Here is a 13,689-nt window from a genome sequence, read left to right on the forward strand (position 1 = left end):
ATTGCAGATAAATTGAAACTTGAGGGAACTAACTGGGATTTATTGACTCTGACTATATGAACCGATTCTCGTTAAGTGAATATTCGAGCCAGTAGGCTAAAAATGTTGGCTTAACCTTAGTTTCATTGTTCATCATCATTCCCTTGGCATTCCGACTCGGTTTGCCCTTGGAGGTAAGCGGTTAGCTAGCGCAAAAACAGCTTATTTCTCCTTCGCTATTGTTATGGCAACCTCTTTAGGTTGCCATTTTTTTTACCGCTAATTTGACTAAAGACTGTTAATGACTCGACATGACTTAGGCAAAACTATTCAGCCTAAAAGCAATTAAGCTAATAACTTGAATGACAGAAAATAATTCTGATAATTTAGGTGCTTAGTAAAAATGTATTCCAATCTAATAAAATAATTGCAGATAAATTGAAACTTGAGGGAACTAACTGGGATTTATTGACTCTGACTATATGAACCGATTCTCGTTAAGTGAATATTCAAGCCAGTAGGCTAAAGATGTTGGCTTAACCTTAGTTTCATTGTTCATCATCATTCCCTTAGGCATTCCTTTATAGGTTTGCCATCAAGTTAAGCCTTTCGCTAGCGCATTAATGCTTAACTTTAGAACTGATTCTTTATGGCAACCTCATTAGGTTGCCATTTTTTTTACTTTTTATTGCGCAGCTTTTAATAATTGCTGATCCAACATCACAGCAATGGAGGGATGATAGCCCTCACGAGCAATCGTATAGATTTGCTGTACTTGAGTCTCGAATCCAGCCTTCATCAACTCTGCATAAAGGGGCTTAACAAACTTTCCGCGACCAATTTTGACTAGATAAGCACTCACAGCCTCGAGTACCGCCTCATAGCGGTTACGAATCGCGACTCTAAACCAATCACAGGCAATCTCAGCATTGTTAGTCTGAGTGAAACCAAAGGTGCTGTCTAAATCGGCTAAGGCTTCATGGGACAGCTGCTCAGGTAAGTTAGTTAAAAAGTACTGCCAATGATGTACACGCCAGCCCGTTGTCATCAAACTTGAAGCTGCAGCACCATCATCGAAAGCACGCAGTGCCATAGTCACTTTATCTAAACTGGTTGATTTCGGCTCAACAAACCAGCTAGGCATGCCCTCACCATAAATCCACTCTAGCAACTCAGCCTCGGTGATCTTGTCACAGTGCTCTTTAAGCAATGTTTGCTTAGCGTAATCGACAAAGATTTCAGTGGTGATCGCCTCAAAGGCAAATGCTTGTACGTATTCATATAAAAATGCATCAAACGCTGTACGACCGAGACGCTTTTCCAAGTCATGAACAAACATCGACGCTTTATCATAAGTAAAGCGATTAAAGGCTTCATTTGGATCTTGATCTTGCATATTGGCAGGCAGTGTTTGCGCCTCAATACTGGTAGCTGAAATCGCTTCCTGCAAACGGCCATTTTCAAGCACCACTTCAAGCTCTGCTAACTCTTTACCGTAAACTTCTTCAACAATACGATTGGTGAAGTAAGTGGTAAAACCTTCATTTAACCAAAGATCACGCCATGTCGCATTACTCACAAGGTTCCCAGTCCAGGAATGTGCTAGCTCGTGTGCAACCGTTGACACTAAGCTTTTATCACCCGCTATAAGAGTTGGAGTCATAAAGGCCAAGCGCGGGTTTTCCATGCCACCAAATGGAAAGCTAGGCGGCAAGACTATCATGTCATAACGCCCCCAAGGGTATGGCCCTAATAATGACTCCGCCACCTCAACCATGCTCTCCGTGTCTTCAAACTCCGCCACGGCTGCAGCCACGACCTCAGGTTCTGCATACACCCCCGTTCTTGGGCCTAGTTCACCAAAGGCTAAATCTCCTACCGCTATTGCTAATAGATGAGTCGGCATTGGCTTTTCCATGGTAAAGCTAAACTCACCAGTTAAAGGTGCATTAGCATCATTCATGGCACTCATCACCGCTCGCATGCCTTTAGGGGCTGTGATCACTGCATCGAAAGTAATTCTGGCTTTTGGGGTATCTTGCACAGGGATCCAGCTGCGCGCATTAATAGGTTGAGACTGACTAAAAAGAAATGGCAGTGTCTTACCGCTGGTTTGCTGTGGTGTCAGCCATTGTAGTCCTTGTGCTTGTGGCGATGTACGGTAATGGATAATCACACTCGAGACGTCTGCAGTCAGCTCAATATTCAACCTCTGGCCTAATGTGTCATCTTGTTGATCTAAGCTGAACTGCAGGGCTTGTTGCGAATTAGAGTAAATCGCTTCAATGGTTAGATCACGAGTATCTAACCAGAGCGCTGTAGTCTGTTTATCAATGTAATCTAGCTGTAACTCGACCTGCCCTGCTAATTGCTTAGTATCAAAATCCACATCGAGTGATAGCGACAGGTGTTTAACTCTGACCTGTTCGGTATTGGCAAACGAGTGGTAATCATGATTATTATCCCATTGCTTTAACACGGCATATCCTTTTTAAGTAACTGGTTAATTGATTACATTTTAACGCTATTTTATGTGATGAAAAGCCTAGTTTGACTTCAATAGAGCTAAATGAAACACTTGAGGATATTGTATGCAAAACTATAAATCAGAGAAAGCCTCAATGAAAAATAAACATATCTTACCTACATTAGCCGCTCTATCACTGCTCCCTGCAAGCTCCTATGCGGCAGAGGTGGCGAGCCTAGAAAGCGTTTTAAGCCAGAATCATGCCTGTAGCGACACAATTGTCATTCGCTCACAAGCCTTAACAGAAAAGCAGCTCAGCTCCGCTTGTCAGTTGTTAATCAAACAAGAAGCGAGTTTCCATAAGCTATTTGGCACCCTCAATAAGCCGGTAGCCGATGACAATAATCACAAGATGCGCGCCAATGTTTATCACTCAAGACAAGACTATGTCGATCATGTCACCAACCATTTCGACGTGCCAAGCGACAACGGCGGCATGTATCTAGAGGGGTTACCCTGGGAAAGTGATAACCAAGCCGAGTTTGTGGCCTATGAGAAAAAGGGCCAAGTTTGGAACTTAGCGCACGAGTACGTACATTACCTCGATGGTCGCTTTAACCTCTACGGCGACTTCTGCCTCTCACTCCATGACTCCCACAGTGGCCCTGAATACTGCCCTAAGCCTGCACCACTTTATCCTCATACCGTGTGGTGGAGTGAAGGTGTCGCTGAATATATCTCCCTCGGTGATAACAACCCGAAGGCTATAGCCTTAATTGGCGGCGAGCCAAGCTATAAGCTTAGCGAAATCTTTAATACCAGCTATGAAAAAAATGGCGGCACAGACAGAGTTTATCGCTGGGGTTACCTTGCGGTGCGCTTTATGATTGAAAACCATAAAGATAAAGTTGATACCATGCTTGGCTTTACTCGAAAAGGTGACTATCCACGATATCAAGCATTGCTAGCCGGCTGGGGAACATCTATGGATGCTGAGTTTGATACTTGGCTTGAACAGCTAAAATCAGCGAAAAAGTAGCTTTCACTAGAAATAACCCATTAAAAAGGCCTCAATTGAGGCCTTTTTTGCTTTTCATTCATCTATTAAGATGAATAGCGACCATCATTAAAGACGGATCCCCGCTTTAGCTAAGTCTTTTGCGATAACGCTGCGTGGTAGTGCAACGTAACCGTCTTTTTCAACAATTTGCTGACCTTGCTGAGATAGCACGTAACGGATGAATTCGCGATCCATTGGTGATAAATCTTTGTTTGGATGCTTGTTGACGTATACGTATAGGTAGCGAGACAGTGGGTATTTACCCGTTGCTGCATTGTCTGCTGTTGCAGCAATATAGTTAGTGCCTTTCTTAGAAATCGCAACCGCTTTAACACCGGCAGTCTTATAACCAATTCCCGAGTAACCAATCGCGTTAAGTGATTGAGATACAGACTGTACTACAGAAGCAGAACCTGGTTGCTCGTTTACGTTCGCTTTGAAATCACCTTTACATAGTGCTTTCTTTTTAAAGTAACCGTAAGTGCCCGATACTGAGTTACGACCGTATAGCTGTATATCTCTCGCTGCCCAGCCACCATCAAGGCCAACTTGCCCCCAACGTGTCACATCACCACCGCCACACTTATCTGTAGAAGAGAAGATGCCGTCGATCTGTTCGATGCTCATACCTTCGATTGGGTTATCTTTATGTACAAATACTGCTAGAGCATCAATTGCAACACGGATAGCCGTTGGCTGGTAACCGTAATGCTTTTCAAACGCTTCAACTTCGTTTGGCTTCATCTTACGGCTCATAGGGCCAAACTGAGAAGTGCCTTCAGTTAATGCTGGTGGCGCAGTAGAAGAACCTGCCGCTTGGATCTGGATGTTTACGTTTGGATAAAGTTGTTTAAAGTCTTCAGCCCATAGTGTCATCATGTTTGCCAGAGTATCAGAGCCTACTGACGATAAGTTACCAGACACGCCGCTTGTCTTTTCGTAAGTCGGTAAAGACTGGTCGATTGCAGCCATTGATGCTGCAGAAAATACAGTCGCTGCAGTAAAGCTTACCGCGCCAACAAGTTGTTTCAGTTTCATTCTTTGCTCCAGTGTTTAACTATCTTGGTTTCTTAAAACGCTGTCAGTATTGACTCCATTGATGACAAGTCTATTACTACTAAGTGACACTTCGATGACAAACCAAGCTAATTTGGATCTTTTTATACTAAAAAACAGGCAGCAGCCTGTTTTTATATGACATTTATTTTAAAACTTATCTGTAACGGCTTATCTTTAAAACTTAACCCTGCTGATTGCTTGCCTGCGGGGTAAACTCGATTAAATTCGCTGGAATAACAAAGCTAAAGGTACTGCCCTTCCCCAATTGACTGGCGATGTTAAGTTCACTCTGGTGGTTATGTAAAGCATGCTTAGTGATGGCAAGTCCCAGGCCTGTGCCACCGCTTTGGCGTGAACGAGCGCTATCGACACGATAAAAACGTTCGGTTAAACGACCGATATGGTGAGGCGCAATTCCCTCACCATTATCTTTAACACTAAATAGACCGCCGATAGCAATCTTACGCCAACTTATTTCGACCTTGCCACCAGGCTCGGTGTAACGGATAGCATTAGAAATTAGGTTAGAACACACGCTTCTTAGCTGTAATTCATTGCCATATATATTCAGCCCTGGCTCACAGTAAAAACTGATCTCGTACTGCTCTTGCGCTAAGGCTAAGGCTTCATCACGCAAGATATCCATCATCTGCTTCATATTCACCTTAACCTCTAAGCTCACGTCGCTAGCATCCTCAATCCTCGATAATGCAAGTAACTGCTCAACCATAGAGCGCATGCGCGTGGTTTGCTGCTGCATCTGCTCCAAGGCGCGAACATTTGGCGAATCAGGCTCCGCCATCGAATGCATCATCTCTAAATAGCCTTGCAATACGGTGAGCGGCGTTTTTAGCTCATGGGATACATTGGCGACGAACTCTTTACGCATCCCCTCTAACTGACGTACTCGAGTGATATCTCGGGCAATCAATAAAAGCTGCCCCGCCCCGTAACCCATGATTCGGATCTCAAGGATATGGCCTTCTGATTGCGGCGATGACAACTCTAAGGGCTCTTGGTATTCTTTATTTTTAAGATAAGCGGAAAAATCAGGATGACGAATGAGGTTATCGATGCGCTGACCGTTATCTTGTGGCCATACAAAACCGAGCAGCAATTGCGCCAGTTTATTACACCATAAAATATTATGTTCAGAATCTAATACTACAGCGGCATCGGGTAGCGCTTCTGCGCCTTGCCTGAAACGTCCGAGCAAGAAAGCAAGCTGCGACACTCGTTTACGATTCTTCCCTTGTAAACGATAGATACCATTGAACACCCCCTCCCAACTACCGCTGCCATTAGGGGGCGTGAGGCGGCGATCATGCCATAGCCAAAAATTTAAACGGGATAACTGGCGATAATGCCAAATGAGTAGAAGAATCGACCCTAGCAATAAGATCCAAAGCACTTCACCGAATATCAATCCAATCAACAAACACGAGGCCAAATATATCGCCAAACGTGAAATTAAACGGTACCCAGAATATGAATCAAACATGTTTTACCAATATATCGGCCATATAGAAAGCTCGGCACAAGATAAGCTAAAAATCACCTTGTACCTATCAACTAGAGGCGAGTAGAGAAACGATAACCAGCGCCGCGAACTGTTTGGATCAGGCGATCATGCCCTGAATGAGTCACTGCTTTTCTTAAGCGTCTAATATGTACATCCACAGTGCGGTCTTCAACATACACATTGGTTCCCCAGACATTGTCTAGTAGCTGTTCACGGCTATAAACTCGTTCTTGATGGGTCATAAAGAAATGCAGCAGTCGAAACTCAGTCGGTCCCATATCAAGCACTTCATCACCCACTGTGACTCGGTGGCTAACAGGATCCAATTGCAGGCCTTGAACATCGATTGGATCTTCTAGGCAAGTCGGAGCACTGCGACGCATAACGGCTTTAATCCGCGCCACTAGCTCTTTGGGAGAGAAAGGCTTAGTCATAAAATCATCGGCCCCCACTTCTAGCCCGCGAACCTTGTCTTCCTCTTCACCACGTGCAGTCAACATGATAATCGGAATATGACGAGTGAATTCGTCTTGGCGTAAGCGCTTAGCTAACTGAATACCGCTACCACCAGGGAACATCCAATCGAGTAAAACAAGATCAGGGTATGGCTCGGTTAACATATCTAGTGCAGAGTCGTAATCCTCGGCGGCGACTGTGGTATAACCATGCTGTTCCAAAACAAAAGTTAACATCTCTCGGATGGCTAACTCATCTTCAACTATCAAAATCCTTGCAGTCATAATCGATCTTCTATCAGTGAATTTCTACGATGGTATTATTGGTCACTTTTATGACATTAATATTAAACACTGGGATATTTTGCCATATTAAGCGATATTTTTGTCATAAATATTCTTGTTAGCTTATATCAATTTGGTTAATTAGCTAATCGCGCTCTTGTGCTGGAGCGCCGCCTCTTCCTCTATAGATAACACGATATAACGGCTAAAAAGAAATTGAGCCCCGCTAATTAAAACAAGACTCGCCCTTCTGCCCAAGTATAAAGCGCTCATTGGCTAACTGCTCGTCTCTTACATTAAATCCGTACGCTGATACCGAAAGGTTGTCGTTATAGCCGCACATAATGAGTGCTTATTCAAAGCACTAAATCATACCTACAGTTAGGCATCAAACACCTATTTTAATTCAAGATCAAAAAAGAGGCCTAAGCCCCTTGTTATCAATATGCCGAAGCCGGTTTAGAACTTATGTTCTAGACCTATACCGAAGTAGCTATCGTCATTTTCAACGTTCTCAAATGAACGATTTGTGTAGAAAGCGAACAACTTAGTTGGCTTACCTAGCTTATAATCACCACCTAAAGACCAAGAGTCACCCTTGTCTTCCATGTCTTGATACTGAGCTTTCAGTACGATGGCTTCAATTTGGTAAGCAGCACTAAGTAGGTAACCGGTTTTGCTTTCGCTACCAACAATGGCTGTACCATCTTTGCTATAAGTCTCTTCCTGCTGCTGATACATAGCCCCCAACTTAAGACCAGCAATCTTGCCTTGTACGGTTGCACGTGCAACTTCATAGCCTTTTACGTCCGAATCATAAGCAACCGATGCGTAGATTGGTGACTTCTTAAGTTTGGCATCACCGTACATGGCGGCAACACTGAAACCATCTTGTGTATATTGTGAGCTAGCGCCTTCAGCAGCGTAAGTTACACCAACTTTGAAACCACCAAAAGATGGCGTGATATAAGTTGCGGTTTGTTCAATACGGTTTTCCCCCTTGAACAAGTTCTTCAAATCACCCGATAGGTCGTTGAACTGATCAACCTTACCTTGTGAAGCTTTGAGCATAGTGTCGTTACGACCTACAGAGAAAGCACCAAAGTTACCTCTAAGACCAACAAATTGATTACGTGCTTCGAAATTGTCTTTGCTGCTATCACCGGTATCAACTTCATATTCTACTGTGTAAAACGCTTCTAGCGAGTTACTTAACTCGAAAGCACCTTTAACACCAAAACGAGAAGCATTAGATTGAATCGTAGTTGTTGATTCATCGTTTACGTCATTTGACTGAGCTGTCACATTAAGCTTGCCGTAAACTGTTAGTGGGTCAGCCGCGTAAGCAGAAGACATAGTTGCAGTCGCAACAGCAGAAGCCAGTAGAGTTTTACAGAAAACGTTCATCATTTAATCCTTTTGACGTTATTCGTCTTGGTTATTGGTTTGGACGAGCGTCATAATGAAGATGATTTGTTGCACTTTTATTTCAGTAAGAACTGAATAACGGCAAATCTATTAAATTATCGGTAACAGATACTCGCTAACCCAGAGCTAGCAAGGGCTTTAGAGAAAGGGGAAGAAATGTGACACTTTGATGAAATGTCACATAGCCATGATTCAAGATGACAATGAGGCGGTTTACCCGAACCGGACAATGGCTTACACTGCGGCTTTAATTTTGATTGAGCACTTATCTATGTGGTTTAAAAATCTAACTGTATACCGCTTTAACAAGCCTTTCTCTGTTGACCCTGATTCACTAGAAAAATCACTGGAAGACTTCACTTTCTCTCCTTGCTCAAGCCAAGACATCAGCAAATTTGGATTCTCTAAGGCGATGGGTAAGCATGGCGAAACCCTGATCCACACAGCCGGTGACAGACACCTTATCTGTGCAACTAAAGAAGAAAAGATTCTACCGTCTCAAGTGATCAAAGAAGCACTTGAAGAGAAAGTCAGCCAAATTGAAGCTGAAGAAAACCGTAAGCTCGCTAAGAAAGAAAAAGATGCGATGAAAGATGAGATCACTACGACCTTGTTACCGCGTGCTTTCTCTCGTCGTAGCCAAATTCGTGCACTGATTCTACCTGAGATCCAAATGGTGCTCGTTGACAGCTCTAGCGCAGCTAAATCTGAAGAGCTAATGGCATTATTGCGTAAAGCAATTGGCACCTTACCTATCATTCCGATGAGTTTTAAAACGCCAATTGAAACTCAGCTGACTGAGTGGCTAAAAGAAGGTAAAACACCTGCTGCGTTTGAAATGCAAGATGAAGCCGAGCTAAAGAGTGACTCTGATGAAGGCGGTATCGTTCGCTTCAAGCAGCAAGACTTGAGTGAAAATGAAGTACTAGCGCATATCGAAGTGGGTAAACAAGTTCATAAGCTTGCGCTTCACTTCGGTCAGTCGATTGCATTCCTACTGCAATCAGATGCCGCGATTAAGCGTCTTAAGTTCTCTGAAGAATTTAGAGCGGGCAACGATGACTTAGGTAATGATGACCCAATGGCAAGACTTGACGCAGACTTTGCCTTGATGAGCAGCGAGCTTATCGCATTGATCAATGCAACGGTAGAGGCTCTTGGCGGCCTAGAAGACAGCATCTAATTAACTGCATGTGTTAATAAAAAGGCGCCTAATGGCGCCTTTTTGCTCTCCCAGCCAATTTATTTGACCGCTTTTAGCTGACCTTGTTTATCAAACGGCCAATCGACACCAAGCCAAGCCTCAAAGAAAGCCTTTTGTGAACGACTTGGCTTGTCGACACTGGTGATTGCCAACTTGCCACTTTGCTTCTCGCCGAGCTTAAGCTCCACCTCTTTCAACCTGTCATTGCTAAATAAGGTTACTTTAATCGTGTCTGTAGCGTTAAAGTCTTTAATGCGTGACTCGAAACCCGCCGCTGTCACTTTAAGGCCGTTTATCGCCACTACCTCGTCGCCAAGTACGATGCCCGCATTCCAAGCAGGACCATTACGCAGCACCTGAGACAACACCAATGAACCAGACTTCAAGGTCACTCCGGTAAAAGGCTCGACTTTAGTGTCTTTACCGTAACTGGTTTTTAGACCGGCCTGACCGAGCAAGGCATCAAAGTCTAAACTGACTGGCGAGTTAACATACTCCTGCCACCAGTTTTCATAACTTGTCCCCGATACTTGGTTTAAGATCCCTTTCACATCAGCAATGGTATAGCCCACGGGGAGCTTGTATTCATTGTAGAGCTTACGGTGTACGTCGCGATATGAGCGCTTAAGTTTGGTTTGTTCAAGCAAAGAGAAATCGAGAGCCAAAGAGGTTAAGTACCCCTCTGAGTAGATGTTAGTGCTGTGGTTAACCGCGTAATCACCACCGCTACTTGCCCACTGATTAGCACTGGCCTCTGCAATTGATTGCACTTCACGTCCCGGTGTTTTCTCGCTTTGCGCTACACGTTTTGCCAAGTCTTCTAAAAACTCCTTCGGGGTCATCACTCCAGCACGTAGCAATAACTGGCTTTGGAAGTAACTGGTTGAGCCTTCAGCAATCCAAAGTAGCTCGGTGATCTCTTCATCTTGATAGTTGTAAGGGACTAATCCATCTGGGCGATAAGCCTTGACGTTCCAAGTATGAATAAACTCATGAGAAGCGGTTTTGATAAATCCTAAATAATCTTTACGATCTCGATAACTAAAACGTGGGCGCTGAATAATGGTTGAGTTCAGATGCTCTGTTGCGCCGCGGGCACCGCTCGTGGCATGGACCATGTAAACATAACGCTCAAACGGATAATCATCCCAAATGACCTCGGCCTGACCACTGAGTTTGCTCAAGTCGGTAACTATTTGGTCGATGTCGTAGTTGCCCTCCCCCCAAACCACTAATTCATACGCTCTGCCGTCGGCTCTAAAAGTTCGATGCTCGCTGAGCCCGGTTTCGATTGGAGAGTCGACTAAGATATCGTAATTATCGGCTATAAAAGAATGTGCCTTCTTGCCACTGTCCATACCGGAATAACTATTCCAGTCACTAGGTACATCTAAGGAAACAGTTAAAGGCTCATTTCTAAACTCTGGGCTATAAACAAAAGTGCCACTCGCATCTAAAAAAGCATGGGATGCATCGATATGATTGACCCTTTGGCCTAATTTGTTGGCATAGAGTTGATAACTGACGGTTACGCTCGTTGGTTCAGTTAAGGCAACTGTCCACTCACCACTCGCGGTTCTTGTCCAAGGTAATACTGAACCGCTATCATCGGTAGCCGTAAAGGTTCTAACAGCATCCGCCAATGGCAAGACTTGATACTTACCCGTGCGCCATACAGGCAAATTAACCACTAATGAATTTGACTGGGTTTCTGGAAAGACGACTTCTACCTTTGCCAAATGATGTTCTGGGCTAGTTAAGTCAATCTGGTAGTTTACATTGGCAATGGCATTAGTACTGGCTAACGCCCCAAAAGTTAAGATAAAGGGAACTACAGGTTTCACTCTCACATCCTTCTGTTATTATTATTCTAATTGAGCAAAAAAAATATAACACAAGACTCAACCAAGCCAAAGAATAACAAAAATCAGGCGCTTAATTTAACATTTAGACGCAAGGAGTGGCCTTTTAATGCGTATTGTAATTTCCCTAGTATCCTTGATATTTTTATCACTCTCTCCTAGCCATGTTTATGCCGCGTCAAGAGATGAAGTGTTAACAGAAGTGCAATTAAGAGAAGCGCCGAAAGCGCTTGAACAATCATTAGCGAAAACGCTTCCCGTGCTACCTCAATTCACTTCTGCTGAGATGTTTACTGCTTTTACCCAACAGCGACGACTGCCAAGCGAGGAGGTAAAACGTGACATCCAACTTTCTGCTCGCTTAACAATGGAGCTTTATAACAAAGATAAAGACCGTTATATCGCTGCAAAACGCCTCACGGATCAACTGGAATATATTAGTCACAGTGCATTCGACAAGAGTTATTTGTTAATGCTTAAAGGACGCTACGCGGGGAAAAGCCAACAAGACTACCTCAGCGCAATCGAATACTATCAACAAGCCGTAGCACTGCTTGAGCACTCAAATCTTCAGACTGATCGCGTTCTACAGTATACATTGCAAGAACACCTCAGTGTCATGCACATGATTTTGCGTGAGGAAGTTGTCGCTTTACAGCACTTAAGAAAACTGTCGACACTCTCCAAGCAGCTCAATAACGATTATCTGCTCGCCCATGCTGAATCAATATTGGGTAAATATTATTATCAACAAGATCAACTCGGTAAGTCACTTTCTCATTACACTGAAGCGGTAAAGTACACTAGAACGGGGAAAAACGCTTCTCAAAATGCCCATATAGAGCTTCAACTTGCCAGGGTCTATCGAGATATCGAGTCTTGGGATGAGGCACTAAAAGCGGCTCATAATGCCGCCGATGCTTTTAGTCAGCTTGGTAACGACAATTATTTGTCCTCTTCGATGACGGTCATAGCCATGATTTATGCCCGCCAAGGGCAATGGTACAAGTCGATTGATTACCATTTGAATGCACAACAAATTGAATCAAGGCTAGGTAACTATATTGGCTTAGCGCTTAACCTGCATAATCTAGGCGAAGCCTACTTCAAAGTTGGTGACTCCCAAAGTTCACTGGCTAACTTAGAGCGAGCCAACGAAATTTTCACATCCAAGAAGAGTGACCACTATTTAGTTTATAACGACCTACTCATCGCCGAAGTGACTGCGAGTACTAACGACTGGACTAAATCACTCGATTACGCCACAAAAGCGGTTGCTATTGCCGAGTCTAAACAGCTAAATGAAGAGTTAAAAGAAGCATTAACAAGGCAAACCTATGCCTTCGAAAAGCTTGGCCGCTATGAAGATGCCTTCAACAGCCTTCAGAGGCTAAATAAATTGAATAACCAGACTAAGCCGCAATCGATAGGAATAGAGCAGCAGTCACAAGTCATCGAGCAAAAACTTAAGCTCAATTTAAGTCAGAGTAAAAATGAATTACAGGCAAAAATTGAGCAGCTTAATATCAGCCGATTAGTCAGCATATTCTGTATATTTGCCCTATGCTTGGCCCTGTTGTTTTTAATTAAGCAATGGCGCCTCAAGAGTAAACTCGTCGCTGTAAATTCAAACCTAAGTAAGGCTCAGCTGCTGGAACCTTTCACTGGCCTTCCAAACTATTTGGCCTTCAAACTGGATTTTGAGCGGCAGAATAAACCAACAAAAACATTGGTATTGGTTTCACTCTCTGAACAGCTTGATTTTGATCTAGTTCAGGGATTTCAATGCAATTCTGATATGAATACTCAGCAAGTATTAGCGATCAAGAATGCATTAAACTGCCAAGCGTACATTATCCGCCCGGGGGTATTCTTAATCAGTTTTGACTCACTCATAGACCCTAATGACCTACTCACAATGCTAACGGATGTTATTGGTGAGCATCATGGGGAGACAAGCCTTCATATGGGAATATTACACCTGCCATTATTAGGGGATTCTGCCATCAAATTATCGGCCGCTCAGCATTTCGGCAGCTTGCAGATGTTGTTATCCGCCGCGAGAACATTAGGTAGCGAGCAAGACTACTTTGTCACAATGAAGGCTCTTAAGTTTGCTTCGGCTGGAATATTCAATAAGCCCCTTTACCTTAACATCGAAAAGAGTATCGTTCGCGGCATAATGAAGGTCGAAACCAATGGCAATAAAGAAGATATCATTTGGCCAAGATGGAAGAGCCATCAAAACATCGATATCGATGAAGATAAAATCGCCATATAAGCAGTTAAATCTCAGCTTATGCCGATGTTGATTTCTCTATTTTGAAGACTACTGATAAGATAAGTGATTAAATTTAAGCTTCATTTT

9 protein-coding genes are annotated in these 13,689 nt (G+C 43.5%); 3 read left to right on the forward strand and 6 right to left on the reverse strand.

Going from position 1 to position 13,689, the window contains the following annotated elements:
* Window positions 1–664: 664 nt before the first annotated feature.
* Complete coding sequence (locus tag SPEA_RS15645; protein WP_012156186.1) at window positions 665–2,458, reverse strand: M1 family metallopeptidase; 1,794 nt, start codon at window positions 2,456–2,458, stop codon at window positions 665–667.
* A 112-nt stretch (window positions 2,459–2,570) separates the two neighbouring features.
* On the opposite strand from SPEA_RS15645, the gene SPEA_RS15650 reads away from it, so the two are divergent.
* A complete protein-coding gene (locus tag SPEA_RS15650; RefSeq protein WP_012156187.1) occupies window positions 2,571–3,485 on the forward strand; it encodes a collagenase in 915 nt (304 codons plus the stop codon).
* Window positions 3,486–3,572: 87 nt separating this feature from the next.
* Here the strand turns inward: SPEA_RS15650 and SPEA_RS15655 are convergent, their stop codons facing one another.
* From SPEA_RS15655 to SPEA_RS15670, 4 genes are all read right to left on the reverse strand, one after another.
* Window positions 3,573–4,544 (reverse strand): PstS family phosphate ABC transporter substrate-binding protein, encoded by a 972-nt coding sequence (locus SPEA_RS15655; RefSeq protein ID WP_012156188.1) that lies wholly within the window; start codon window positions 4,542–4,544, stop codon window positions 3,573–3,575.
* 202 nt (window positions 4,545–4,746) lie between these two features.
* Window positions 4,747–6,066 carry a phosphate regulon sensor histidine kinase PhoR gene (phoR, locus tag SPEA_RS15660; protein ID WP_012156189.1) on the reverse strand — a complete coding sequence of 440 codons (1,320 nt, stop codon included), beginning with the start codon at window positions 6,064–6,066 and terminating at the stop codon, window positions 4,747–4,749.
* Between the two features lie 71 nt (window positions 6,067–6,137).
* Window positions 6,138–6,827: a phosphate regulon transcriptional regulator PhoB gene (gene phoB, locus SPEA_RS15665; RefSeq protein ID WP_012156190.1), complete on the reverse strand. Its 690-nt coding sequence runs from the start codon at window positions 6,825–6,827 to the stop codon at window positions 6,138–6,140.
* A 459-nt stretch (window positions 6,828–7,286) separates the two neighbouring features.
* Window positions 7,287–8,237, reverse strand: a complete 951-nt coding sequence (locus SPEA_RS15670) for a porin (protein ID WP_012156191.1) — start codon at window positions 8,235–8,237, stop codon at window positions 7,287–7,289.
* A 289-nt stretch (window positions 8,238–8,526) separates the two neighbouring features.
* On the opposite strand from SPEA_RS15670, the gene rdgC reads away from it, so the two are divergent.
* Entirely contained in the window at window positions 8,527–9,438 is a 912-nt protein-coding gene (gene rdgC, locus SPEA_RS15675; protein ID WP_012156192.1) for a recombination-associated protein RdgC, read from the forward strand.
* A gap of 59 nt (window positions 9,439–9,497) precedes the next feature.
* On the opposite strand, the gene SPEA_RS15680 is transcribed toward rdgC, so the two are convergent.
* On the reverse strand, window positions 9,498–11,303 hold the full coding sequence (locus tag SPEA_RS15680) for a M61 family metallopeptidase (RefSeq protein WP_012156193.1): 1,806 nt from the start codon (window positions 11,301–11,303) through the stop codon (window positions 9,498–9,500).
* Between the two features lie 127 nt (window positions 11,304–11,430).
* Here SPEA_RS15680 and SPEA_RS15685 point away from each other — a divergent pair, with 127 nt between their 5' ends.
* Window positions 11,431–13,602: a tetratricopeptide repeat protein gene (locus SPEA_RS15685; protein ID WP_012156194.1), complete on the forward strand. Its 2,172-nt coding sequence runs from the start codon at window positions 11,431–11,433 to the stop codon at window positions 13,600–13,602.
* The last annotated feature ends 87 nt before the right edge of the window (window positions 13,603–13,689 follow it).

Origin of the sequence: Shewanella pealeana ATCC 700345 (assembly GCF_000018285.1) — a bacterium.
Taxonomy (GTDB): domain Bacteria; phylum Pseudomonadota; class Gammaproteobacteria; order Enterobacterales; family Shewanellaceae; genus Shewanella; species Shewanella pealeana.

Bases quoted from the DNA above. Each gene is read 5' to 3' on its own strand.
- SPEA_RS15650 (WP_012156187.1), top strand. From the start codon at position 2,571: ATGCAAAACTATAAATCAGAGAAAGCCTCAATGAAAAATAAACATATC.
- SPEA_RS15670 (WP_012156191.1), bottom strand. From the start codon at position 8,237: ATGATGAACGTTTTCTGTAAAACTCTACTGGCTTCTGCTGTTGCGACT.
- SPEA_RS15685 (WP_012156194.1), top strand. From the start codon at position 11,431: ATGCGTATTGTAATTTCCCTAGTATCCTTGATATTTTTATCACTCTCT.
- rdgC (WP_012156192.1), top strand. From the start codon at position 8,527: ATGTGGTTTAAAAATCTAACTGTATACCGCTTTAACAAGCCTTTCTCT.
- phoB (WP_012156190.1), bottom strand. From the start codon at position 6,827: ATGACTGCAAGGATTTTGATAGTTGAAGATGAGTTAGCCATCCGAGAG.
- phoR (WP_012156189.1), bottom strand. From the start codon at position 6,066: ATGTTTGATTCATATTCTGGGTACCGTTTAATTTCACGTTTGGCGATA.
- SPEA_RS15655 (WP_012156188.1), bottom strand. From the start codon at position 4,544: ATGAAACTGAAACAACTTGTTGGCGCGGTAAGCTTTACTGCAGCGACT.